This window comes from Pseudomonas mediterranea CFBP 5447 (assembly GCF_000774145.1).
In the GTDB taxonomy this organism is placed as follows: domain Bacteria; phylum Pseudomonadota; class Gammaproteobacteria; order Pseudomonadales; family Pseudomonadaceae; genus Aquipseudomonas; species Aquipseudomonas mediterranea.
Window position 1 is genome coordinate 152,682 of the sequence record NZ_KN322985.1, and the last position, 20,888, is coordinate 173,569.

Annotated in this window: 18 protein-coding genes; 2 read left to right on the forward strand and 16 right to left on the reverse strand. The window is 56.0% G+C overall.

Annotated features, from left to right (window positions below; translation table 11 throughout):
* Nucleotides 1-33: 33 nt before the first annotated feature.
* The 5 genes from N005_RS12980 to kdpF all read right to left on the reverse strand — a co-directional run bounded on the left by N005_RS12980 (nucleotide 34) and on the right by kdpF (nucleotide 7,294).
* Nucleotides 34-2,685 (reverse strand): sensor histidine kinase, encoded by a 2,652-nt coding sequence (locus N005_RS12980; RefSeq protein ID WP_047701561.1) that lies wholly within the window; start codon nucleotides 2,683-2,685, stop codon nucleotides 34-36.
* A gap of 158 nt (nucleotides 2,686-2,843) precedes the next feature.
* Nucleotides 2,844-3,389: a potassium-transporting ATPase subunit KdpC gene (kdpC, locus tag N005_RS12985; RefSeq protein ID WP_047701562.1), complete on the reverse strand. Its 546-nt coding sequence runs from the start codon at nucleotides 3,387-3,389 to the stop codon at nucleotides 2,844-2,846.
* A 50-nt stretch (nucleotides 3,390-3,439) separates the two neighbouring features.
* Nucleotides 3,440-5,491 (reverse strand): potassium-transporting ATPase subunit KdpB, encoded by a 2,052-nt coding sequence (gene kdpB, locus N005_RS12990; RefSeq protein ID WP_047701563.1) that lies wholly within the window; start codon nucleotides 5,489-5,491, stop codon nucleotides 3,440-3,442.
* Nucleotides 5,492-5,501: 10 nt separating this feature from the next.
* The gene (gene kdpA / locus N005_RS12995) at nucleotides 5,502-7,196 is read right to left on the reverse strand and encodes a potassium-transporting ATPase subunit KdpA (RefSeq protein WP_047701564.1); all 1,695 of its coding nucleotides are present in this window, start codon (nucleotides 7,194-7,196) and stop codon (nucleotides 5,502-5,504) included.
* A gap of 8 nt (nucleotides 7,197-7,204) precedes the next feature.
* Nucleotides 7,205-7,294, reverse strand: coding sequence for a K(+)-transporting ATPase subunit F (gene kdpF / locus N005_RS13000; RefSeq protein ID WP_047701565.1), 90 nt, complete (start codon nucleotides 7,292-7,294; stop codon nucleotides 7,205-7,207).
* Nucleotides 7,295-7,551: 257 nt separating this feature from the next.
* On the opposite strand from kdpF, the gene N005_RS28225 reads away from it, so the two are divergent.
* The gene (locus N005_RS28225) at nucleotides 7,552-7,719 is read left to right on the forward strand and encodes a DUF2897 family protein (protein WP_072408389.1); all 168 of its coding nucleotides are present in this window, start codon (nucleotides 7,552-7,554) and stop codon (nucleotides 7,717-7,719) included.
* Nucleotides 7,720-7,884: 165 nt separating this feature from the next.
* On the opposite strand, the gene N005_RS13005 is transcribed toward N005_RS28225, so the two are convergent.
* The 4 genes from N005_RS13005 to N005_RS13020 all read right to left on the reverse strand — a co-directional run bounded on the left by N005_RS13005 (nucleotide 7,885) and on the right by N005_RS13020 (nucleotide 12,011).
* A complete protein-coding gene (locus N005_RS13005) occupies nucleotides 7,885-8,736 on the reverse strand; it encodes an urea carboxylase-associated family protein (protein WP_047701566.1) in 852 nt (283 codons plus the stop codon).
* 14 nt (nucleotides 8,737-8,750) lie between these two features.
* The gene (locus N005_RS13010; RefSeq protein WP_047701567.1) at nucleotides 8,751-9,404 is read right to left on the reverse strand and encodes a GntR family transcriptional regulator; all 654 of its coding nucleotides are present in this window, start codon (nucleotides 9,402-9,404) and stop codon (nucleotides 8,751-8,753) included.
* 162 nt (nucleotides 9,405-9,566) lie between these two features.
* A complete protein-coding gene (locus tag N005_RS13015; protein ID WP_047701568.1) occupies nucleotides 9,567-9,902 on the reverse strand; it encodes a ComEA family DNA-binding protein in 336 nt (111 codons plus the stop codon).
* 114 nt (nucleotides 9,903-10,016) lie between these two features.
* On the reverse strand, nucleotides 10,017-12,011 hold the full coding sequence (locus tag N005_RS13020) for a polysaccharide biosynthesis protein (RefSeq protein ID WP_047701569.1): 1,995 nt from the start codon (nucleotides 12,009-12,011) through the stop codon (nucleotides 10,017-10,019).
* An 854-nt stretch (nucleotides 12,012-12,865) separates the two neighbouring features.
* Here N005_RS13020 and N005_RS13025 point away from each other — a divergent pair.
* Nucleotides 12,866-13,504, forward strand: a complete 639-nt coding sequence (locus N005_RS13025; RefSeq protein WP_047701570.1) for a hypothetical protein — start codon at nucleotides 12,866-12,868, stop codon at nucleotides 13,502-13,504.
* A gap of 308 nt (nucleotides 13,505-13,812) precedes the next feature.
* On the opposite strand, the gene N005_RS13030 is transcribed toward N005_RS13025, so the two are convergent.
* The 7 genes from N005_RS13030 to N005_RS13060 form a co-directional block, all read right to left on the reverse strand.
* Nucleotides 13,813-14,991 carry a DegT/DnrJ/EryC1/StrS family aminotransferase gene (locus N005_RS13030; RefSeq protein ID WP_047701571.1) on the reverse strand — a complete coding sequence of 393 codons (1,179 nt, stop codon included), beginning with the start codon at nucleotides 14,989-14,991 and terminating at the stop codon, nucleotides 13,813-13,815.
* An 80-nt stretch (nucleotides 14,992-15,071) separates the two neighbouring features.
* A complete protein-coding gene (locus N005_RS13035) occupies nucleotides 15,072-15,692 on the reverse strand; it encodes an acetyltransferase (RefSeq protein WP_047701572.1) in 621 nt (206 codons plus the stop codon).
* Nucleotides 15,692-16,282: a sugar transferase gene (locus tag N005_RS13040; protein WP_047701573.1), complete on the reverse strand. Its 591-nt coding sequence runs from the start codon at nucleotides 16,280-16,282 to the stop codon at nucleotides 15,692-15,694. The genes N005_RS13035 and N005_RS13040 overlap by 1 nt, the downstream gene beginning before the upstream one ends.
* Entirely contained in the window at nucleotides 16,279-17,505 is a 1,227-nt protein-coding gene (locus N005_RS13045; RefSeq protein WP_047701574.1) for a glycosyltransferase family 4 protein, read from the reverse strand. Before N005_RS13045 ends, N005_RS13040 begins: the two co-directional genes overlap by 4 nt.
* Nucleotides 17,502-18,593, reverse strand: a complete 1,092-nt coding sequence (gene wecB / locus N005_RS13050) for a non-hydrolyzing UDP-N-acetylglucosamine 2-epimerase (RefSeq protein WP_047701575.1) — start codon at nucleotides 18,591-18,593, stop codon at nucleotides 17,502-17,504. The genes N005_RS13045 and wecB overlap by 4 nt, the downstream gene beginning before the upstream one ends.
* On the reverse strand, nucleotides 18,590-19,705 hold the full coding sequence (locus N005_RS13055; RefSeq protein WP_047702215.1) for a glycosyltransferase family 4 protein: 1,116 nt from the start codon (nucleotides 19,703-19,705) through the stop codon (nucleotides 18,590-18,592). The genes wecB and N005_RS13055 overlap by 4 nt, the downstream gene beginning before the upstream one ends.
* Before the next feature lie 22 nt (nucleotides 19,706-19,727).
* On the reverse strand, nucleotides 19,728-20,861 hold the full coding sequence (locus N005_RS13060; RefSeq protein WP_047701576.1) for an N-acetyl sugar amidotransferase: 1,134 nt from the start codon (nucleotides 20,859-20,861) through the stop codon (nucleotides 19,728-19,730).
* Nucleotides 20,862-20,888: the final 27 nt, after the last annotated feature.

The following is a 20,888-nucleotide window of genomic DNA, read 5'->3' on the forward strand; positions in this document are numbered from 1 at the left end:
GAAAATCAATGGCAGAGAGTAACGTAGCCCGGCTCAGGCTTCATCATCCATGCCCGGTTGTGCTTGCAATGGCAGGTGCAGGGTGATGCAAGTGCCGCGGCCATCGAGACCGTCGCCCACGCTGATCCGTCCGCCATGGGCGCCCACCATGCCCTGACAGATCGCCAGCCCCAACCCCGTCCCCTGCCCGCCCCGATCACCGCGCGCTGCGGTGTAGAACATGTCGAAGATTTTCTCCCGCTCGGGTTCAGGAATTCCCGGCCCTTCATCGGCCACGGCAAAAAACACTTCACTGTCCGTCGTGTCGGCGCTCAGCGACAGGCGCCCGTGAGCCGGCGAAAAACGCGCGGCATTTTCCAGTACATTCACCAGGGCCTGTTCGATCAGTGCCGCGTGGACATGCAGCAATGGCAATGGGTCAGGTACCTCGACGCTGACCATCAGCGGCGCCAGCACCGCCCTTAGGCGGTTCAACGCGCTGCCGACGATATCGGCCGGCGCCACCCAGTCCCGCGCCAGTTTCAGGGCACCGTGGCCGAGACGGGTCATGTCCAGCAGGTTCTGGATGTAGCGGTCCAGACGCTCGGCCTCATCGCGGGTGCCTTCGAGCAATTCGCGACGATCCGCCAGCGGGATCGCCTCACCCAGCGCCAACAGGCTGTCGATGCTGCCACGCATGGCGGTCAGCGGCGTGCGCAGATCGTGGGACACCGAGGCCAGCAAGGCGCTGCGCAGTTGCTCGGTCTCGCCGTGCAAGCGCGCCGCTTCGAGGTCCTGAGCCAGTTGCGCCCGGGCCAGCGCCTGGGCCAGAGGCCGGCTGAGGGCCGCCAACCAGCGCCGACGTTGGCCGCTCAAGGGGCTGTCGTCTTTCGAACGCACGCCCAGCAACGCCAGCGGTCCACCTTCCACCGACAACGGCCACCACCACCAGCGCCCGGACGGCAGCGTCCCGGTCCCGGCGCCGGCCGGCTGGTCGTGTTGCCAGGCCCAGTCGGCCGCCGCGCGTTCGGCCTCGGCGAACGTCAGCGGCTCGGCGGTCTCGATCTTCCAGCCACTCTGGCCATCTCGATTGAGCAGGCACAGTTGCAAGTCGTGCCAGCCATTGAAGTGCTGCGTAGCGGCGCTGATCACCGCCTGGCGGTCGGTGGCAGCCGTGAGCTTGCGGGACAGATCGAGCAGTTCGCCAGTTTCCTGCTGGGTGTCACGTAGCGCCTGCAACTGCCGGCGCTGGCGGGCAGCGAGGTTGCCGGTCAGGGCCGCCATCAGCAGGAAGAACACCAGCGTCAGCACGTCTTCGTCGCGCTGGATGGTGAGGGAAAAGTTCGGCGGGATGAACAGAAAGTCGTAGGCCAGGAACGACATTGCCGCACAGGCCAACGCCGGGCCGAGACTGCTGCGCACCGCCACCAGCAGGACCGCCATCAGAAACACCAGGGAGATATTGGGCAACTCCAGCAGCCCCGCAATGCCCCAGGCCAATGCACTGGCCGCCCCGGTCGCCAGCAACGCCAACACGTAGTCGAAACCGGTCTGGACGCGGCTTGAGTGAACGCGGGCGGGGCGCAATTGTTCATCACTGTCCAGTACGTTGATCTCCAGCCCCCGGGCATCACGCAACAAGCGTGAGGCCAGGCCGCCGCCGAACCATCGCCTGCGCAGGCGCGGTCGGGACTGCCCTACCAAGAGCAGAGTGGCCCGACGTTCGATGGCATGCTGGACCAGGGTCCTGGCCACTTCACCGGCCCGCAGCAGTACCACTTCACCGCCAAGACGTTCCGCCAATTGCTGGGCGTTTTGCAGGCGCTGGCGCGCGGACTCGTCCCGGGCACCACCGTTGTCCACATGCACCAGGCTCCACGGCAGGTGCCGGCGCTGGGCGACGCGGCTGGCATGGCGCACCAGGCGCTCGGCCTGGGCGTCGCCGTCCACCCCCACCAGTAGCCGACCCCGCACCACCGGGGCGGCCTGCCCCAGTTGTCGATAGCCCAGCGTCAGATCGTTGTCCACTTGCGCGGCGGCAGTCTGCATCGCCAGCTCACGCAGGGCCGTCAGGTTGGTCTGGGTGAAGAAAGCATCGATTGCCGCGCGGGCCTGCTCCGGCACATAGACCTTGCCATCGCGCAGGCGCTCCAGCAGTTCACGGGGCGGCAGGTCGATCAGCAGCAGTTCATCGGCTTCCTGCAGAACCCAATCCGGCAGCGTTTCGCGAACCTGCACCCCGGTGATGCCGCGCACCTGGTCATTGAGGCTTTCCAGGTGCTGGACATTGACGGTGGTGTAGACATCGATGCCGGCGGCAAGCAGCTCCTGGATGTCCTGCCAGCGCTTGGCGTGGCGACTGCCGGGGGCATTGCTGTGGGCCAGTTCGTCCACCAGCACCAGGCTTGGCCGGGCGGCGAGCAGACCGTCGAGGTCCATTTCCTCGAGCATCACGCCCCGGTATTGGGAACGCACCAAAGGCTGCTGCACCAGGCCGCCGAGCAGTGCTTCGGTTTCGGCTCGACCGTGTGTCTCCACCACGCCGGCGATGACCTTCACGTTCTGCCGCAATTGGGTGTGGGCCGCTTGCAACATGGCGTAGGTCTTGCCGACACCCGGTGCCGCGCCCAGAAAGACTTTGAGCCGGCCACGGCCAGCGCGAGGCAGATTGGCTAACAGGGCATCGGCGCGGCCGGAGTCGCTCATGGTCTAGATCTCGTGCTCTCAATTTGATGGCATGCCCATTCTCACAGGCTCCACGGCCCCCTTGTGGGAGCGAGCCTGCTCGCGATAGCGGTATATCAGTCACGCATCCGCAAGCTGACGCACCGCCATCGCGAGCAAGCTCGCGCCCACATAGGGGGCTACAGCTTTTCCAGCGCCAGGTTCAACGCCAGCACATTCACCACCGGCGGCCCCACCAGAGGTTGTTCGATATGAGTGTCGAGCAACTGCTGCAAGGTCGAGACCGGCAGGTTGCGCGCCGCAGCGACTCGCGCCAGTTGATAGGCAATCGCTGCCGGTGGCAAGTGCGGATCCAACCCGCTGCCGGAGGTGGTTAGCAGCGCCAGCGGCACCGGCCCTTGGCCCGGCACCAAAAGCGTGCGGGCCTCATCGATGATCCGCGTGGCCAGAGCCGGATTGCTCGGGGAAAGATTGCTCGCGCCGCTGGCAACCGTGGCGAAAGTGCCGGCCGAGGGACGTGGATGAAACCAGGCATCCCCCTGGAAATCCTGGGCAATCAGGAGTGAGCCGCGCACCTTGCCGTCGGCGCCCTCGACAAGGCTGCCGTTGGCCTGGAAGGGAAAGGCGACTTGCGCCACTGCGGTGACCAGCAGGGGGTAGGCGATGCCGGTGATCAGGGTCATCAGGAGTAACAGGCTCAGGGCCGGGCGAATTAACTTGAACATTCCAAAATCCTCAGTTGAGAACACATCTGTGGCGAGCCGCTGTAAAAGGCTCAAACCAGCCCCAACGCCGTCAGCAACACATCGATTCCCTTGATCCCCACGAACGGCACCACGATCCCGCCCAGGCCATAGATCAGCAAATTGCGCCGCAGCAACGCCGCCGCGCTCGCCGCCTGTACCCGCACGCCGCGCAGGGCCAACGGGATCAGCACCACGATGATCAAGGCATTGAACACGATGGCCGAGAGGATGGCGCTCTGCGGGCTGCTCAGGTGCATCACGTTCAACACACCGAGCTGTGGATAAATCGAGGCGAACAGTGCCGGCAGGATCGCGAAGTACTTGGCGACGTCATTGGCAATGGAGAAGGTGGTCAGTGCCCCACGGGTCACCAGCAGTTCCTTGCCGATCTGCACCACGTCCAGCAACTTGGTCGGGTCGCTGTCGAGATCGACCATGTTGGCCGCCTCCCGCGCCGCTTGGGTGCCATCGTTCATCGCCATGCCGACATCGGCCTGGGCCAGGGCCGGGGCGTCGTTGGCGCCGTCGCCGCACATGGCCACCAGCCGACCGTCATTCTGCTCATGGCGGATACGCGCCAGCTTCTTCTCCGGCGTGGCTTCGGCCAATACGTCGTCGACGCCCGCTTCGGCGGCAATCGCGGCGGCGGTCAGCGGGTTGTCGCCAGTGACCATCACGGTACGGATGCCCAGCTTGCGCAACTCGGCGAAACGCTCGCGGATGCCTGGCTTGACCACATCCTTGAGACGGATGGCGCCGAGCAGCTTGCCGTCCACGCACACCAATAAGGGCGTGCCGCCGCTCTGGGCAATCTTGTCGACCTCTTGGGCCAGCATCGACGGCAACTGGTTGCGCGACAGGCCGATGAAACCCAGCAGCGAATCCACCGCCCCCTTGCGGTATACCCGCCCTTGATAATCGACACCGGACAAACGGGTTTCAGCGCTGAACGGTACCGCCGCCAACGACTCCAAGGCAGGCTCGGGTTGCGGATGCAACGCTCGCAGGTATTCCACGATGGATTTGCCTTCAGCCGTGTCGTCAGCCAACGAAGCCAACAGCGCACCTTCGGCCAGCGCGTTGATGTTCACCCCGGGTGCGGCATGAACCGCTGCACAACGACGATTGCCGAACGTGATGGTGCCGGTCTTGTCCAGCATCAGCACGTGTACGTCCCCCGCCGCTTCCACCGCACGGCCGGATTTGGCGATCACGTTCAGGCGCACCAGTCGATCCATCCCGGCGATGCCGATGGCCGACAGCAAGCCACCGATGGTGGTGGGAATCAACGTGACCAACAGCGCCACCAGAAACACCAGAGGCAGGCTGCCGTTGGCGAAGCGAGCGAACGGTTGCAGCGTCACCACCACCAACAGGAAGATCAGGGTCAGGCCGATCAACAGGATGTCCAGCGCCACCTCGTTCGGCGTCTTCTGCCGCTTGGCGCCTTCGACCAGGGCGATCATGCGATCCAGGGTGGACTCACCGGGATTGCTGGTAATGCGCACCAGCAACCAGTCGGAAACCAACCGCGTGTTGCCGGTGACCGCCGAACGATCACCGCCGGATTCACGAATGACCGGCGCAGACTCACCGGTGATCGCCGCCTCGTTGACTGCGGCAATGCCCTCGATCACTTCGCCGTCACCCGGAATCATCTCCCCTGCCTCGACGCGCACCACATCGTCCTTGCGCAAACGGCTGGCGGGGACGACTTCAAAACCATTGGCGGTCCGGCGACGTGCGCTGAGGCCTTCGCTGCCAGCCTTGAGACTGTCGGCCCGGGCCTTGCCGCGCCCTTCAGCCAAGGCCTCGGCGAAGTTGGCGAACAGCACGGTGAACCATAGCCAGAGCGCGATCTGCGCGGCAACGAATGTCGGCACGGCACTGTCGGGAATGAAGCACAGCACGGTGGTGAATACTGCCGTCAGCGCCACCACCAGCATCACCGGTGCACGGTGCAACTGGCGCGGATCGAGCTTGACGAAAGCTTGTAGCAACGCCGGCCGCCACAGGGCGGAGATGGCGGTTTTCGCTTGCGGTGCCTGGGTGGTCACCGCTTGGGGGACGGGCATATTCATCATCGGATCCTCAGAAGCCCATGCTCAGGTGTTCAGCAATCGGGCCAAGGGCCAGGGTCGGCAGGAAGGTCAGGCCGCCCACCAGCAAAATGCTCACGGTCAGTAAGGTCACGAACAGCGGGCCGTGGGTGGGGAAACTGTTCTGGCCGATCGGGGCGGTTTTCTTCAGCGCCAGGCTGCCGGCCAACGCCAGCACGGGCAGGATGTAGCCGAAACGGCCGATCAACATACCCAGGCCCAGCATCAGGTTATGGAACGGCGTGTTCGCACCAAACCCGGCGAACGCCGAACCGTTGTTGGCCCCCGCCGACGTGTAGGCGTACAGCAATTGACTGAAACCATGGGCACCGGGATTGCTCACCGCAGCGGCAGGCCCGGGCAGACTTGCGGCCACGGCGCCCAACACCAGCACGCTTACAGGCATGACCAACAGGGTCACCACCAGCAGTTGCACTTCCCGAGCGCCGAGTTTCTTGCCCAGGTATTCCGGGGTACGGCCGATCATCAAGCCGGCCAGGAACACCGCGATCAGCACGTTCAGCAACATCCCGTAGAGCCCGGCCCCGACGCCACCGAAAATCACTTCACCGACCATCATGTTCACCAGCGCGACCATGCCGCTGAGGGGGTTGAGGCTGTCGTGCATGGCGTTGACCGAGCCATTGGACGCCGCCGTGGTGGTCACCGACCACAGCACCGAGGCGGTGGTGCCAAAGCGCGACTCCTTGCCTTCCAGCGGTGCAACCTGCTCCACGGCCGCATCGGCCAATGCCGGATTGGGTTGGTACTCGGCCCACAACGAAGTCGCACCGCCGATCAAGAAAAGCGCGAGCATGCAGGCAATGATCGCCCGACTCTGACGCAGATCCTTGACGTAGTGGCCGAATGTGAACACCAGCGCAGCGGGAATCAGAATGATCGACGCGAGCTCGAACACATTGCTCCAGGCCGTCGGGTTCTCGAAGGGATGCGCCGAGTTGACGCCGAAGAAGCCACCGCCGTTGGTGCCCAATTGCTTGATCGCAATCTGGCTGGCGGCCGGGCCCAGCGGGATCACCTGGTCGGCGCCTTGCACCGTCACCCCGTGCACATAGTGCGCGAACGTCTGCGGCACCCCCTGCCATACCAGAAACAACGCCAGCAACAGGCACAGCGGCAAGAGTCCATATAGGGTGGCACGGGTCATGTCGACCCAGAAATTGCCAAGGGTCCTGGCCGATTTACGTCCGATCCCACGACACAGCGCCACCAGCACAGCCAGGCCGGTGGCGGCGCTGACAAAATTCTGCACGGTGAGGCCAATCATCTGGCTCAGGTAGCTCAGGGACGCTTCACCGCTGTAAGACTGCCAGTTGGTGTTGGTCATGAAACTCACGGCTGTATTGAACGCCTGGGTCCACTCCATGCCGGGCACTTGCTCGGTGTTGAGCGGCAAGTGCCCCTGCAACAGCAGAACTGCGAACAACAACAAAAAGCCCGCCAGGTTGAAGGCGAGCAAGGCCAGGGTGTATTTCCGCCAGCTCTGCTCGACCTGCGGATCCACCCCCGCCAGCCGATAGCAGCCTCGTTCCAGCGGCCCGAGAACCGGGGAAAGCCAAGTGCGCTGCCCTTCCATGACCTTGTAATAGAACCGCCCGAGCAATGGAGCCGGAATCAACACCAGCGCGAAAAAGGCGAAGATCAGCCCGTAGTCATAACCGTGCATAACCGCTCCTAGTTCCGGTCCGTGCGCAACAGCGCAACCAGCAGATAAATGAACAGCGCCACTGCCAGCAGCAATGACACCCCGTCCAGGACACTCATGGGACTTCTCCGTGGTGCGGCGTCGGGCCGCGTGTGGAGTGATTGTCGGCAGAGAGGCTGTAAAGGAACGAGACCGAGGGTGGTATCGAGGAATAAAAAAATCGTAAAAATGCACAGTGGCTTGCTGGGCGTGTTATGAGATGTGTCCGGTAGAACAGGGGTAGTATTGAACCACTGCGAGCAACCTTCGCTCATAAGTGGTAGGTGTGGCGGATTGGGTGAACGACGCCCACTGGCCCGCCCTCAAGGAGAGTCCTATGCCCTGGTATGCCTGGCTGATTTTGATCGTTGCAATCGGCTCCATCGTCGGAGGCCTGATGATGCTGCGCGACACCGCCAACAAGGTCGAACTGACCGAGGAGCAACGCAAGCGCGTGGCCGAACGGAACGCGGAGATGGATGCGAAGGAGGCCAAGGATCGTTGAACTGCGCGGGCGGCGCACCGCTCGTTGTGGCGAGGGGATTATAGGGGCGACCCGACGCGTCGCCGGGATTAACCAAGCACCTTGCTCTAACAGGTACACCGCTTGGCCGGTTCACGACTGCTGCGCAGCCGAGCGGGGATAAATCCCCTCGCCACAAAGGAAGTGTTACTTTTCCCAATCCGCCTTGGCAATCTGCAAGCCATGCAGGCCCTTGTAGGCCGCCCGCTCGGGCTGGCTCCAGCCTTCGAGCAATGCATCTTCCAACCGATAGATCTCCACACCCAGGGGACGGCAGACGCTGAGCGGATCCTGAGCATCCGGCCCCCACATCGCCAACGACAGGTCACCGCCAGGGCAAGTGGATAAGGCGCAGAGCAGATCGATCTCGGCAAAAAACTCCAGGTAATCGCCCTTCTGCGCCGGACAGGCTTTCATGAAGTACATGTCGTCATGGTTAAGCCCGGTGCACTGGAAAATGTTCAGCACATCGTGCACGTCGAACTCCGTAAGGCCATGGGGCAACACCGCGCGGGTCAGGTTCGAATGACAGTGATGATGAAAATCCTCACCGGTCAGCATCCTGTTCACATACGGATCACAGCGTGTACCCAGCAGGTCGTGCAACCGTCCGCCATGCTCATCGATACCGTAGCCGGCCAGACTGTCATCGGTAATGGTCACCAGTGGTCTCAAGAAAGGCAGGTTCGACCAGAGCCGGTCATGGGTGCTGACATGAGCGCCTTGCAACTGCCGAGTGCGCGCCGCCCACAAGCGCTCCCGTGGATCGTGGGCATTCCAGACGTTGAAATCGCCTACCTGCGGCCCCACCGGAGTGGTGACGCGAAACACGTGACCGGCCGGCACATGCCAGGCACGACCGGTGCGGATCGGCACTTCGAATTGCTCGATCAGCGTGCGCTGGTCTTGCTGGGTGCGGATCCTGTCATAGAACGGCTTGTCCACCTGCAGGGCTGACCCCTTACTGACCTGGTAAGCGGCTGGATAATCTTTGTACATGGCGCGGTCCTCGATCAGTGTTTATGGATGGGAGTCATCAACTGCAGAAGCATTTGTTCGGAATCGTCGAGATAGAGGCTCATCGCCTCCTGAGCCGCCTGTTTGTCGCCTTCAGCCAGCCAGTCATGAATCTGCCGGTCGCGGGCCAGCCACGGCGCCTGGAAACGTGGCTCATCAGGCGCCGAGAAAAACGCCAGGCGCAACTGCGCAACCACGTTGGTGAAAAACTCGTCGAGTAAAGGACTGCCCATCAACCCGACGATGTGTTGATGGAACGCCAGGCTGTGGGTCCCCACTGCGCGCCAGTCTTCACGCTCCCGGGCCAGCTCGGCCGCCTCGAGAATCTCAAGCATCCGGTTGGATCGATACGCGCCCAATGGTTGGCTGTTCATGATCGCCTGAAGCTCCAGAGTGCGACGAACCTTGAACAGATCCCGCACATCGTCACTGCCCAACCTGCGGACCATCACGCCTTTGTTGCGCACATAACGGGTCAACCCTTCCTGGCCCAGGCGATGCAACGCCTCACGAATGGTATTGCGTGAGGCGTTGTAGGCCGAGACCAGATCGTTCTCCACCAAGGCCATGCCCGGCAGCAAGCGGCCTCCGATGATGTCCGCGCGTAGCTGCAAGGTGATCTGGTCGGCGAGGGAAAGTCCCGTGTTCATGCTCAATGCCTCAGATTGTTCAACAATCGACTGGTAGTGAGTAATCATGATTTGTGCCAGATGTCATTTTTCTCGGCCGGCGTCGAATCGTCGCCATGGTTTCGTGTCCGCCAAGAAAACAAAAGGCCAGTCATTCGACCGGCCTTTTTTCGCTATCTCATTTCAATTCACTTCCAGCTTGTCGAGATTCCTGTCCAGGATTGCCTTGCCTATTCCCTTGACCTCCAACAACTCCTCGACCGAGGAGAACGGCCCATTTGCTTCCCTGTATGCAACAATCGCCTTCGCCTTGGCCTCGCCTATACCCGCCAGCTCGCGCTGCAGCGTAGGGGCATCTGCCTCGTTAAGGTTCACTTTGGCGTCTTGGGGCTTCACCGAAATATCCATCGTCTGTGACGGTGTCGGTGTCTCGGGTTTGGCTGAAGGTGCAGCAATGGCGGCAATAGAGGCGCTGGTCAGCAGTGCAAAAACCAGGGAGTAGAAATAGCCTGTACGCATAAGTGACGCTCCATGACATCGTTAAGAGAGAAGCAGCTTTTCCGAAGCTGCCTCTCAAACCTAGGCGATGATGAGTCGCTGTCAAAAATGTGTACGTTACAGACTGTGTAATAATCAGGGCTCAAGGCGACGTTGCTGATGGATCCAGTCAACAATTTCCCCGTCTGGGGCGTATCCGCTAACGGTGTCCCGAAGCAATTGGCGGACCCGGTTGTAATCATCGTGTTCAATTGCAGCCAGCAGCTCAGCCAACTTGGCCTTGAGCACATCCCAGGGAAGATGATCTTCGTTGGCGCTCATGATCATGGGGTGCTGGGTAGCAACGACGTTGTCACCAATCAGCAACTCTTCATAAAGCTTCTCACCGGGTCGCAGGCCCGTGAACTTGATTGAAATGTCACCTTGAGGGTTCCTCTCCGAGCGGACACTCAAACCAGACAGGTGAATCATCTTCTCTGCCAGTTCGACAATTCTTACTGGCTCGCCCATATCCAGGACGAACACATCGCCACCTAACCCCATGGAGCCGGCCTGAATCACCAGCTGTGCGGCCTCGGGAATGGTCATGAAATAACGCGTGATCTTCGGGTGTGTAACAGTCAACGGCCCGCCGGATTTGATTTGTTTATGGAACAAGGGGATAACCGAACCGGACGATCCCAATACGTTGCCGAACCGGACCATGGTAAAACGAGTCTTGTTGACTCGAGACACATTGGCACTATCGCCGAACAATACGGGCGCTAGCTCACGGCTAAGGGCTTGCAACGTCAACTCCGCGAGCCGCTTGGTACTACCCATCACGTTGGTGGGGCGCACGGCTTTATCAGTAGAAATCAAGACGAAGTTCGACACACCTGCCTGCAATGCAGCCTGGGCGGTGTTCAGCGTCCCAATCACGTTGTTCAGAACCCCCTCGGCAATATTATGCTCGACCATGGGGACATGTTTATAAGCAGCAGCGTGATAGACCGTATCGACACTCCAGGTCTTCATCACATCCAACAACTTGGCCTGATCCCGCACCGAACCCAGTATGGGCAGTAAACGAACAGATAGAGACTCACGGGTGGTTCGTGGTTCAAGTTCGGACAAAATACTGTAAAGGTTAAATTCGCTATGCTCATACAACAAAAGCGTGGTGGGCTTGAGCGCCAGAATCTGACGGCAGAGTTCCGAGCCGATTGACCCGCCAGCCCCGGTGACCAGAACCGATTGCCCAGTGATGCAATGCTCAAGCAAATCTGGCTGCGCAGGTACTGGGTCACGTCCAAGCAGGTCCGCAATATCTACTTCCTGGATGTCATCCACCTTGACCCGCCCACTGGCCAGGTCCATGAAACCCGGGACGCTACGTACGTGCAGCGGGAACCTCTCAAGCAAGGTCAAGATCTCCCGACGACGACCACGGGACGATGAAGGTATCGCCAGTAGGATTTCCTGCGCCCCCGTTGCATCGATCATTTTTTGAATCTGCTCGGGCTCGTAGACCTGAAGACCGGCGATGACGCGGTCTGCGATGCTGCTGTCGTCATCAATGAACGCGACTGGGCGCATTACCCTCCCCATGCGCAATGCTGCTACCAGCTGGTTCCCAGCGGCCCCAGCGCCATAAATTGCAACCTTGGGCAAGCCGTCGTCACGGTTGGCAAACGGGACATGCTGGGCAGCGGTGAACCAATCTCCCAGGAAATACTGACGCATCAACAGCCGAAGACCACCAATCGTGATCAAGCTCAACCACCAGTAATTGAAGATGATCGAGCGAGGTACCACGGTTTTATGGTTGCTGTACCAATACACCACGAGGGCCAGCAGCAAGGCAGAGAGACTGACCGCTTTGCAAATGGTAATCAATGCATCGTTGCCGAAGTAACGCATGACGGCGCGATACATGCCAAAGCGTATGAAAATCGGAATGGCGATCAGTGGGGCGGATGCGAAAAGCCAAAGATGCGTTTCGATCGGAGTGGCCAATGCCTCGACTCCGAGGCGAACAACAAACGCCAGCCATAGCGCGACCCAGACCAGGATTACGTCTGTAGCCACCTGAATCGCCCGCTTGTGGCGTCTTGGCAACCCCAGCAACGCTGTTCTTAATTTACCCATAAATCCTTCATGCACCTCGGCCAGCTCCTAAACCCAATCGATCCCGATAGACGCGGCACTGTCATCGACCGTTGGACAACCTATAAACAGAAAACGCGAATTTTTACCTTTAAATCAAGCCTTCTCAAGCGCGCCAGCACGAGATGCTGACGGCCAGCAGTACCTAATGCACGTAGGCAATGATTACAGCCAACATTCTATCCACATTCCACAATACGACACATGCCGCCAACGGCAACAACCAGAACATATTAATCGACACCACCGCCAGCGTCACCGACAGATGCCGACCATATTGGTGGGAGGCAGACTGATAAGCATAGGGTTCGATGAGCCTCGTAGATTTCTTTTTGCAGCAGCAGTCGTAATAAAGTAACGGTTGCATCTACAATAAGGATACCTAGCAGAATCAACCAGACCCAAAGCAGCCTCGATGACTCCCGAGCCGTATGTAGCGACAGCAGGCTTAGGAGAATGCCGACGAACGGGATCCATAACCCCACCTTTCCCAGCGTAAGACTTCGGTTTACCGTAGGATCTCTGATATGCAGTTCCACGGCAGTAACGACTCGTAAGTTCTACACTTCTATTTGCCGCCATTCTAAATACCCGACGAACAGTGCCAATGATTTTCCATGACAACAATTACTACCCTCAAGCATAAAATGACCAAGCATTGTGCTGGCGAGCCGCAACGCGTATAATGTCAAAACAATATCAACTACTATATGCATTATACATAAGGATCCAAACACCTCAAACACTAGACTTATAAAATCAAGCTTACACTGGACGGAAACTTTAAAATTTATTTAATAGTTATTGCTTTTCCATACTGCGGAGAAAGTTGAAGAATGACGGCGGCAAATTTTTCTAAAGACGAAATTTCATTGCGTGATTTTTTTTGTTTTCTGGCTCCGCAGATACGAACCATTATATTGATTTTCGTTGTGATAGTTGCCATAGGCCTTGGCTATGCGATTACCAGACCGACGTTGCACATGAGCATTGCGAACGTAGCGATAGGCGATAGCTTAAACATGGATTCTAGCGCTTCCAACCTACTCGAAAGTCCAGAAACGATGATGTATAAATACGCTCAACTCGCCACAATAGACCCTATAAAGAAAACCAATATCGTTGAGGTCTCGACTGTTGCAGCGAATCGCGAAGAGTCAATTAAAAAACTTAAGCTCGCTATCAATGAGATAACCTCGACGCAGAACCATCTCTATCAACAGCAAGAAATAAAATTTATTAAATACTTAGATTTGTTAGAAATGGCAGATACGAAAGAAATAAAAATCCTAAGCATGTTGCAAAATGCATCCCGCTCGTCAATGACCTATTCGTCAGAGATTACAACCACTGAGCTTCCTTACAGCGGTAACATGTATAAAATATTACTTGGCACCACGCTCACCGCTCTTTTCGTAGCGTTGGTCATTGGCGCCATTAAAGAATGGATTAGGCGGTTAGGTGAAACAGCTTGATTAGATGTCCGGCGAAACATACATAAGCCAATTTTTCGTTTTTTAGAGGCTACCTCCGTTGTCTGACGATCAGCGTCGCGCCTTTGCTGCGGTTAGTTCCCCCGGTCATCCAGCGTATGTCTCGCACCTCATCAACAGCCGCTCCGGGCTTATATTGCCACCGAAATGTAAGCGGCTGCCAAACCCACCTCGCGTAGGATCAGACCGACCCCGTCCTAATCCATGTATTCGTCTCTCCTGACAAAAGACAGACAAATTGAACTTGGGCGGTATCAAATGTTTCCATGCGCTAGATACCACCCAGGATTTCATTTTCCAGCGGCGTCGCGCATGACCATTGTCAAGACTTCGCAAGTCTTGGCTATTTCGGCGTCCGTCAGCGTAGGATGAACCAAGAACATCAGGCTTGTTTCTCCAAGTCGCGCTGCCACTGGCAAGCTCTCTTCGGGTCGCCAGGGCGTATTGTCGAAAGCCTTCTCCAGATAGACCTCTGAACATGAGCCCGAAAAGCAAGGAACGCCGCGAGCGCTGATCTCGTTAAGAATCCGGTCCCGATCCCACCCTTCTGCGAGTTGATCCGGCTCTACGAAGACATAACACTTATACGCCGCATGCACGCTGTCACTGGGAGTCTCGGGAACACGCAAGCCATGCAAAGCCTTGGCACAATCCCAGATACGGCGAGCGTTAGCCACCCGCGACTGGTGCCATTGAGGCATCCGTTTCAGCTGAATCCTGCCAATTCCGCCTTGTACCTCCAGCATTCTCCAGTTGGTGCCAAAGCTCTCGTGCAGCCAACGGAATCCTGGGGCATGCTGCCGCTCGTACACGGCTTCCCAGCTCTTTCCATGATCCTTGAACGACCACATCCTGGCCCAAAGTTCACGATCATTCGTCGTAACCATGCCACCTTCACCGGCAGTAGTCATGATCTTGTCCTGACAGAACGACCAAGCACCAATATGGCCTATCGACCCGATCGCCCTGCCTTTGTATCGGGCACCATGCGCCTGTGCACAGTCCTCAATTACTCGGATCCCGTGCTCAGTCGCCAAGGCCATGATGGGGTCCATATCACAAGGCCATCCGGCAAGGTGAACGCAGATGATGGCTTTGGTACGAGGAGACAGGACTGCCTTGATGGTTGACGCATCAATATTCTGCGAATCCGCATTTACATCCGCAAACACAGGGATGGCACCGGCATTAACGATGCTTGAAACAGAGGCCAAAAAGGTTCGGGAAGTCACAATTACTTCATCACCAGCGCCAATACCCAGCGCCTGTAGGGCCAAGTCGAGCGCTACCGTACCATTGGCCACTGCGACCGCATAATCAGTCTCGGCCCAATCGGCAAACTCTCGCTCAAATTGGCGGCACTCCTCCCCGGTCCAATAATTTACCTTGTTGGACAGAATGATATCGCGAGCACAGTTTGCCTCTTCTTCAGAGAAAGATGGCCATGGAGAAAAGGGGGTATTCAACATTGAACTAATCCTGATTCATCAAACTGGCGAGAATGCATATGGCTACAAAGTCTACCGTCGCATGGCCAAAATTGGTGGAATTATTTTAGAACCCGCGCCGGAACGCCAACCACTGTCATACCTTCTGCCACATCTGCCACGACAGCAGCCCCGGCCCCCACTACCCCGGCGGCACCGATGGTCAGCATTTGCTTTACGCACGCGCCTATGCCTACCCAGCTGCGATCTCCTGCCACGACCCCACCGGCGAGCCTGGCACCAGGGCTGATATGAACGAAATCACCTAGAACGCAGTCGTGATCGACACTACACCCTGTATTCAGAATCCCACCCAGCCCCACTCTGGCACCGGCATTGAGAACAGCTCCAGCAAATATCACGGTACCCGCCCCTACCGTCGCGTGGCAACTGACATAAGCGGAAGGATGGATCAGCGTCAGTAAAATAGCGCCACGCTGAGTGAGTGCAGCCTGCTTGGTCTGGCGAACAGCATTATTACCAATAGCTACAATTATCCCGTCAAACTCACGGACTCGCTCAAGCAACTGGTTGCAAGTTCCAATCACAGCCCAAACGCCAATGCTAGTGACGGAAGGCCATGCATCATCGAAGAAAGTAATATCCTCCCACCCGCAATATTCAGCAGTATCGGCGACCACTTTCCCATGCCCACTTGCACCAAGGATTGCAAGTTTTTTCATTACTTATTGCCCGTAAACTTTGACATAGTGGCCTCTCCACTAGCACTAATACCATCTTTCTTCATAACTTTCTTAACCGTCAACGCGATGATTTGCAGATCTAGCCAAAAAGAACGATTTTCCACATACCAGACATCCAGTTCGAACTTCTCCGGCCAGCTTAAAGCGTTTCGCCCATTGATCTGTGCCCAACCGGTAACGCCTGGCCTTACCCTATGCCGAAGGTATTGTCGCTCGTTATAGAGCGGAAGATACTCCATCAACAGCGGTCTAGGTCCTACGAGGCTCATGTCGCCTTTAAGTACGTTCCACAGCTCCGGCAATTCGTCCAGACTGCTGGAACGTAGGAAACTACCGAACGGGGTCATACGCTGTGCATCGGGCAGCGGAGCATTATTGTGGTCGTAAGCATCACGCATGGTGCGGAACTTGATCATCTCAAAAGGCTTACCCTCACGTCCGGGGCGAACCTGCCGGAATAACACGGGCCCTCCCAGCTTGTGCTTTATCAATATTGCCACGACTACTATAACCGGTGACAAAATGATCAAGCCCATAAAGGCTCCGGCAAAATCAACGACTCTCTTCATCTGCTGGTCTCACAAGCTTCATTCAAACAACGCGCCAAACTTCCTGCAAGCTTGTCGAAACCATGCTCGACTTCTACGTAGTGCCTTCCCGCATTCCCCATGGCCGCTCGCTCGGCGCTCGTCAGGCTCGACAACCTGGCGACCGCGTCGGCTAGCGCCTTGGGGTTGCCTGGCTCGACCGTAAATCCGGAACCAGAATCTTCGATGGGGTTGTTGCCCGCATCACAGCAGAACAGAACCGGACGCTGGCCAGCCATGAAGTCAAACAATTTGTTTGAACTGATTCCGTATTTGAACACTGGAGCGTTAATCAGGTTGAAAACAAACGCGTCCGCCTGCGCGGCCAACGCCGGTATCTCGCGCTTGGGAACAGGGTCTTCAAAACTGACACGTTTGAGGCCCAGCTCTCCAGCCAAGGCAATCAATTCGGCCTTGCACGGGCCATTGCCAATAATCCGTAGCTGGACATGCGACATTTCGGGATTTTCTTCGATGATATGTTGCGCACGTAGAACATTATCCAATCCATTGGCTGGACCATGAGCCCCGAAATACATAAGCGTGAACTCATCTCCGGCCACCTTATCCTCTGGACGAGGAAAATCCTGGAGATCGACGCCGTTCGGAATCCAGGCGATCTTCTGCGCATCAATGCCCATAGGCACTATGTATTCATGCGCCTTGGGCAGCAGCACAACAATCCGCTTCGCGCGCTTATAAAGCCACTTCTCCAAAACACGAAGCGTCCGAGCGATCATGCTGCTGCGTTCTAACCGCCCCATATCGATCAGCGTTTCCGGCCACAGATCCCGCACTTCGAAAACGAAAGGCACTCTATATCGCCACGCAAGCACCGCCCCAGCGGCTGCCGCAAACGGATGAACACTCGAGCCAATGATGACGTCGGGCTTCTTCAATGCAGTAAGCTTACCGGGCTTAACAACCTGCCAGGTGTACTCCAGCATATTACGCATACGCGCAGTACCATTCCCCTCATACTCCGATGTTTTCAACCACAGGAAGGGAACGCCGTCATATTGATCAAGCCTGGCGGACTCCGAAACCGCAAGACGTTGCCGACCAGACTGGTGCTCTACACTGGCCGCGACAATCGAAGCCTTCCAACCATGCGCAGGCAAATTTTTCGCCAACTGGTAATGACGAGTACCGCCAGCCCCTCCTGGCTCCTGCGCGTAGTGGTTGAGGATCCAGACGTTCTTCATTCAGCGAGGTCCTCGACAAGGCGGCATATGATCAGCTCGGCCGCGTTGCCTTGACCATATGGCTGCACTGTCTCACCTTTGCTACCCAAGGCTTGACGAACGGCTGTCGCCACTTCTTGCGAAGACTTCGGCGAAACCAATCGATTCCATCCAGCTTCGACCAATTCAACCCACTCGGTTTCATCTCGTAACGTGACACATGGAACGCCGTAAAAGAATGCCTCTTTCTGCACGCCCCCCGAATCAGTGGCGATGAGCGCGGCGTGCTTCTCAAGCTGTACCATATCCAGATAACCGACTGGATCAATAAGGTGCAGGTTCTCTGGCATATCATCCAGTTGCCCGCGCTTCTGCAGAACCGCTCTCGTCCGCGGATGCACGGGCCATACGATCGGCAAATCGGTAGACAAGTCGCGGAAGGCCTCGACAATCGCGGTAAGTCGTGAAGGGTCATCGGTGTTCTCAGCGCGATGAACTGTTGCAAGTACAAAGTCAGCTTCCTTGAGGCCAAGCTTGGCCATTACGCGCCCGCTGGAGTCAACACGCCCGCCATGGAATTTTGCGACGTCGTACATGACGTCTCCGACGGGAATGATACTGGCGGCCCCCACGCCCTCTTCTTTCAGATGCTTCGCAGCGGTTGCAGTTGGAGTAAACATCCAACGTGAAACCCTGTCGGTCAGAATCCGATTTACTTCCTCAGGCATCGCCATGTTAAAAGAGCGCAGTCCTGCTTCAACATGGGCAACCGGTATATGCAATTTGACCGCAGCTAATGCACCAGCCAACGTGGAGTTAGTATCGCCATATACCAATACTACGTCAGGGCGCTCTTGCAATAGAACCTTCTCTACTTCAATCAACATCCTGCCGGTCATGTCGCCATGGCCGCCACCGTGGATATCCAACTGATAAGCTGGCGTTTTCATGCCTAACTCATCGAAGAAAACATCGGACATATTCGAATCGAAATGCTGTCCTGTATGAACAACGACCTCCTGGACCGCTGGCAAAGTGGAAATGAAGTGGGACACAACACTCGCCTTAATAAACTGAGGACGAGCCCCCAAAACTGTTAAGATCTTCATTTTTTTACCTTTTTCGAAAGTTGTTCATAACAAGCCAAAAGTTTTTTTGACTCGATATCCCAATTGTACTGTACGCTTACTGCTTTCCGACCATTCTCACCAAGAAGACGTGCGCGCTCTGGGTCTTTGGCCAAAGCATCAATGGCATGCGCAATTGAGCGCGGATCCATTGGATCAACCAATATGCCACAATTACTGCCATCTATTATCTGACGCCATAGAGGAAAGTCCGACGCAATTACAGGTATCCCCGCAGACATATACTCGAACATTTTATTAGGCTGGGCATCAATGTGATTGGGTAACGGATGAAAGGTTACCAGACCAGCCAAAGATCGAGACAGAACATCTCTTACATGCGATCGCTCGAGCTGGCCTAGCTGATTAACGGAAGCCCAACCTTCGAGTTCCTGCACCCGTTGTTCGACATGAGACTCGCTGAAGCGCCCAACCAGATTGAGACGCACGCCCTCTGAAACGTGGCTGAAGGCATCAACGACTTGTGAGATACCACGAATATTTGCGATACCACCCACATAACATACTTCTTTTTTCTTCTCTTCCCAAGAAACAGCTGCGTCCAACTCGCCAATCATTGGGAAGTTATTTATATCGATACTAGCCGAATTGATACGTAAAAATTTATCGCGAATAAAAGGCGTCGCCGCAAAGATAAAATCCAAATTACGACACGCAAAGCGCTCATACACAAAAAAAGCAACAGATATACACCTCATAAGAAACGGGTGCAAATAAGGCTTACTTAAAAGTTGCTTAGGAACATCCTCATGAGAATCAAAAACGACAACCTTCCCTGCCTTTTTTAATTTCACACCCACTGGAAGCAACTCTGGGTCATGAAACTGATATATATCCGCATCAAGCGACAGTGCTTTAGTAAAAACATCACCCGTAATTTTGAATATCCGTTGCAACCTGCCTTTAGGCTTACCGACATCCAATATCTGGATCCCGTTTACCTGCTCATCACCTTTACCATCTGCAACGATCAACGTGACATCATAACCAGCACTTGCAAGCGTACGACATTCTTTTTGAAAAATTCGAATATCGTATCGAGAATGCACCGACGTCAAGTGAACTACTTTCATCATATAAACCTATGCAAATGGCTCAGGAATAGATTCGAAGCTTTCTACCCATCAGCTTCTGGAGCAATCCTTGCGCACGTTTGGCAAAACGTTGCAAACCATCCCAGTTTTTGAAGTCGGAGTAGTCGTGTATTGGCACATTCATCAGCTCGTCGAATTGAGACCGCGAGATCCTGATCTTCTTGCAGAAGTATTCGATATCGGCTTCTAACTCCTCAGGGTCGTAGAGTGGCTCAGCAAGCTTTATCAGAGCAGTTTCACGAGTCAATTGACCTGATAAAATCATACTGGAGTAATGAATTTTTCGTTTATCGTAGCCAAACCTGGTTGGTAGATAATAATTTTGGAAGAGCTTAGTAAAAATAGATTCGCCATGTTTACGAGCGTAGGAGCGATATCCTATTGTATCTCGCAAATAAACTTCCGCCTCGGCCTTATTATAATTCATATAATTCAACGGCCGAACAGTCCGCATTCCCTTCACGAAGGGATACCAAAAATAATATTCAAAAAAGCTAATGGTCTTGTAATCATTCAACGCGCGCTCTCCATAAGTTTTATGTATTGCGCGCAAATTAATAGCATCCATAGCGCTACCGTGCCATGTTTCTGGGAAAACCGCCTCGGTCGCCAGATTTCCGCCGCTAAGAATATATTTAATATTATTCTTAACTGCAAAATGATACATACTTGAAAAGAAGGCATGATCTTGAGGTACATCCTGATTCGCGACAGCTGCACGCATGTACGCTAACTGCAGATCCCGAACCTCTTCCCAGTTCATAACATGGGTATGCAAATCATAACCGCAATATTTTATTATCTTTTCGATATTACTAACCGCGAGCTCGCTATTCCATCCAGCATCGACATGTACTACAAGCGGACGCAAGCCATAGTCTTTGACTTTAAGAGCCAAATAGGAGCTATCAACACCACCACTCAAGCCAATAATACAATCATACTCTTTACCGGCACCGTCTTTTTTTATCTGCGCAACGATATTCTCAAGCCGTTGAGCGCCCGAACCGTCGGAAAATAGCTGCTGACTCTGAACCTCATCAAACTTACGACAGTGATTGCAAACGCCATGATCATCAAAGACGATCTGGGAGTCTGACGTATCCATTACACACCGGGAGCATACTTGAGTCACTGCACACCTCAATAGAATTCATTAATC

Excerpts from the sequence above, each read along its gene's own strand:
- N005_RS12980 (WP_047701561.1), bottom strand. The coding sequence starts at position 2,685 with ATGAGCGACTCCGGCCGCGCCGATGCCCTGTTAGCCAATCTGCCTCGC.
- kdpC (WP_047701562.1), bottom strand. The coding sequence starts at position 3,389 with ATGTTCAAGTTAATTCGCCCGGCCCTGAGCCTGTTACTCCTGATGACC.
- kdpB (WP_047701563.1), bottom strand. The coding sequence starts at position 5,491 with ATGAATATGCCCGTCCCCCAAGCGGTGACCACCCAGGCACCGCAAGCG.
- kdpA (WP_047701564.1), bottom strand. The coding sequence starts at position 7,196 with ATGCACGGTTATGACTACGGGCTGATCTTCGCCTTTTTCGCGCTGGTG.
- kdpF (WP_047701565.1), bottom strand. The coding sequence starts at position 7,294 with ATGAGTGTCCTGGACGGGGTGTCATTGCTGCTGGCAGTGGCGCTGTTC.
- N005_RS28225 (WP_072408389.1), top strand. The coding sequence starts at position 7,552 with ATGCCCTGGTATGCCTGGCTGATTTTGATCGTTGCAATCGGCTCCATC.
- N005_RS13005 (WP_047701566.1), bottom strand. The coding sequence starts at position 8,736 with ATGTACAAAGATTATCCAGCCGCTTACCAGGTCAGTAAGGGGTCAGCC.
- N005_RS13010 (WP_047701567.1), bottom strand. The coding sequence starts at position 9,404 with ATGAACACGGGACTTTCCCTCGCCGACCAGATCACCTTGCAGCTACGC.
- N005_RS13015 (WP_047701568.1), bottom strand. The coding sequence starts at position 9,902 with ATGCGTACAGGCTATTTCTACTCCCTGGTTTTTGCACTGCTGACCAGC.
- N005_RS13020 (WP_047701569.1), bottom strand. The coding sequence starts at position 12,011 with ATGGGTAAATTAAGAACAGCGTTGCTGGGGTTGCCAAGACGCCACAAG.
- N005_RS13025 (WP_047701570.1), top strand. The coding sequence starts at position 12,866 with ATGACGGCGGCAAATTTTTCTAAAGACGAAATTTCATTGCGTGATTTT.
- N005_RS13030 (WP_047701571.1), bottom strand. The coding sequence starts at position 14,991 with ATGTTGAATACCCCCTTTTCTCCATGGCCATCTTTCTCTGAAGAAGAG.
- N005_RS13035 (WP_047701572.1), bottom strand. The coding sequence starts at position 15,692 with ATGAAAAAACTTGCAATCCTTGGTGCAAGTGGGCATGGGAAAGTGGTC.
- N005_RS13040 (WP_047701573.1), bottom strand. The coding sequence starts at position 16,282 with ATGAAGAGAGTCGTTGATTTTGCCGGAGCCTTTATGGGCTTGATCATT.
- N005_RS13045 (WP_047701574.1), bottom strand. The coding sequence starts at position 17,505 with ATGAAGAACGTCTGGATCCTCAACCACTACGCGCAGGAGCCAGGAGGG.
- wecB (WP_047701575.1), bottom strand. The coding sequence starts at position 18,593 with ATGAAGATCTTAACAGTTTTGGGGGCTCGTCCTCAGTTTATTAAGGCG.
- N005_RS13055 (WP_047702215.1), bottom strand. The coding sequence starts at position 19,705 with ATGAAAGTAGTTCACTTGACGTCGGTGCATTCTCGATACGATATTCGA.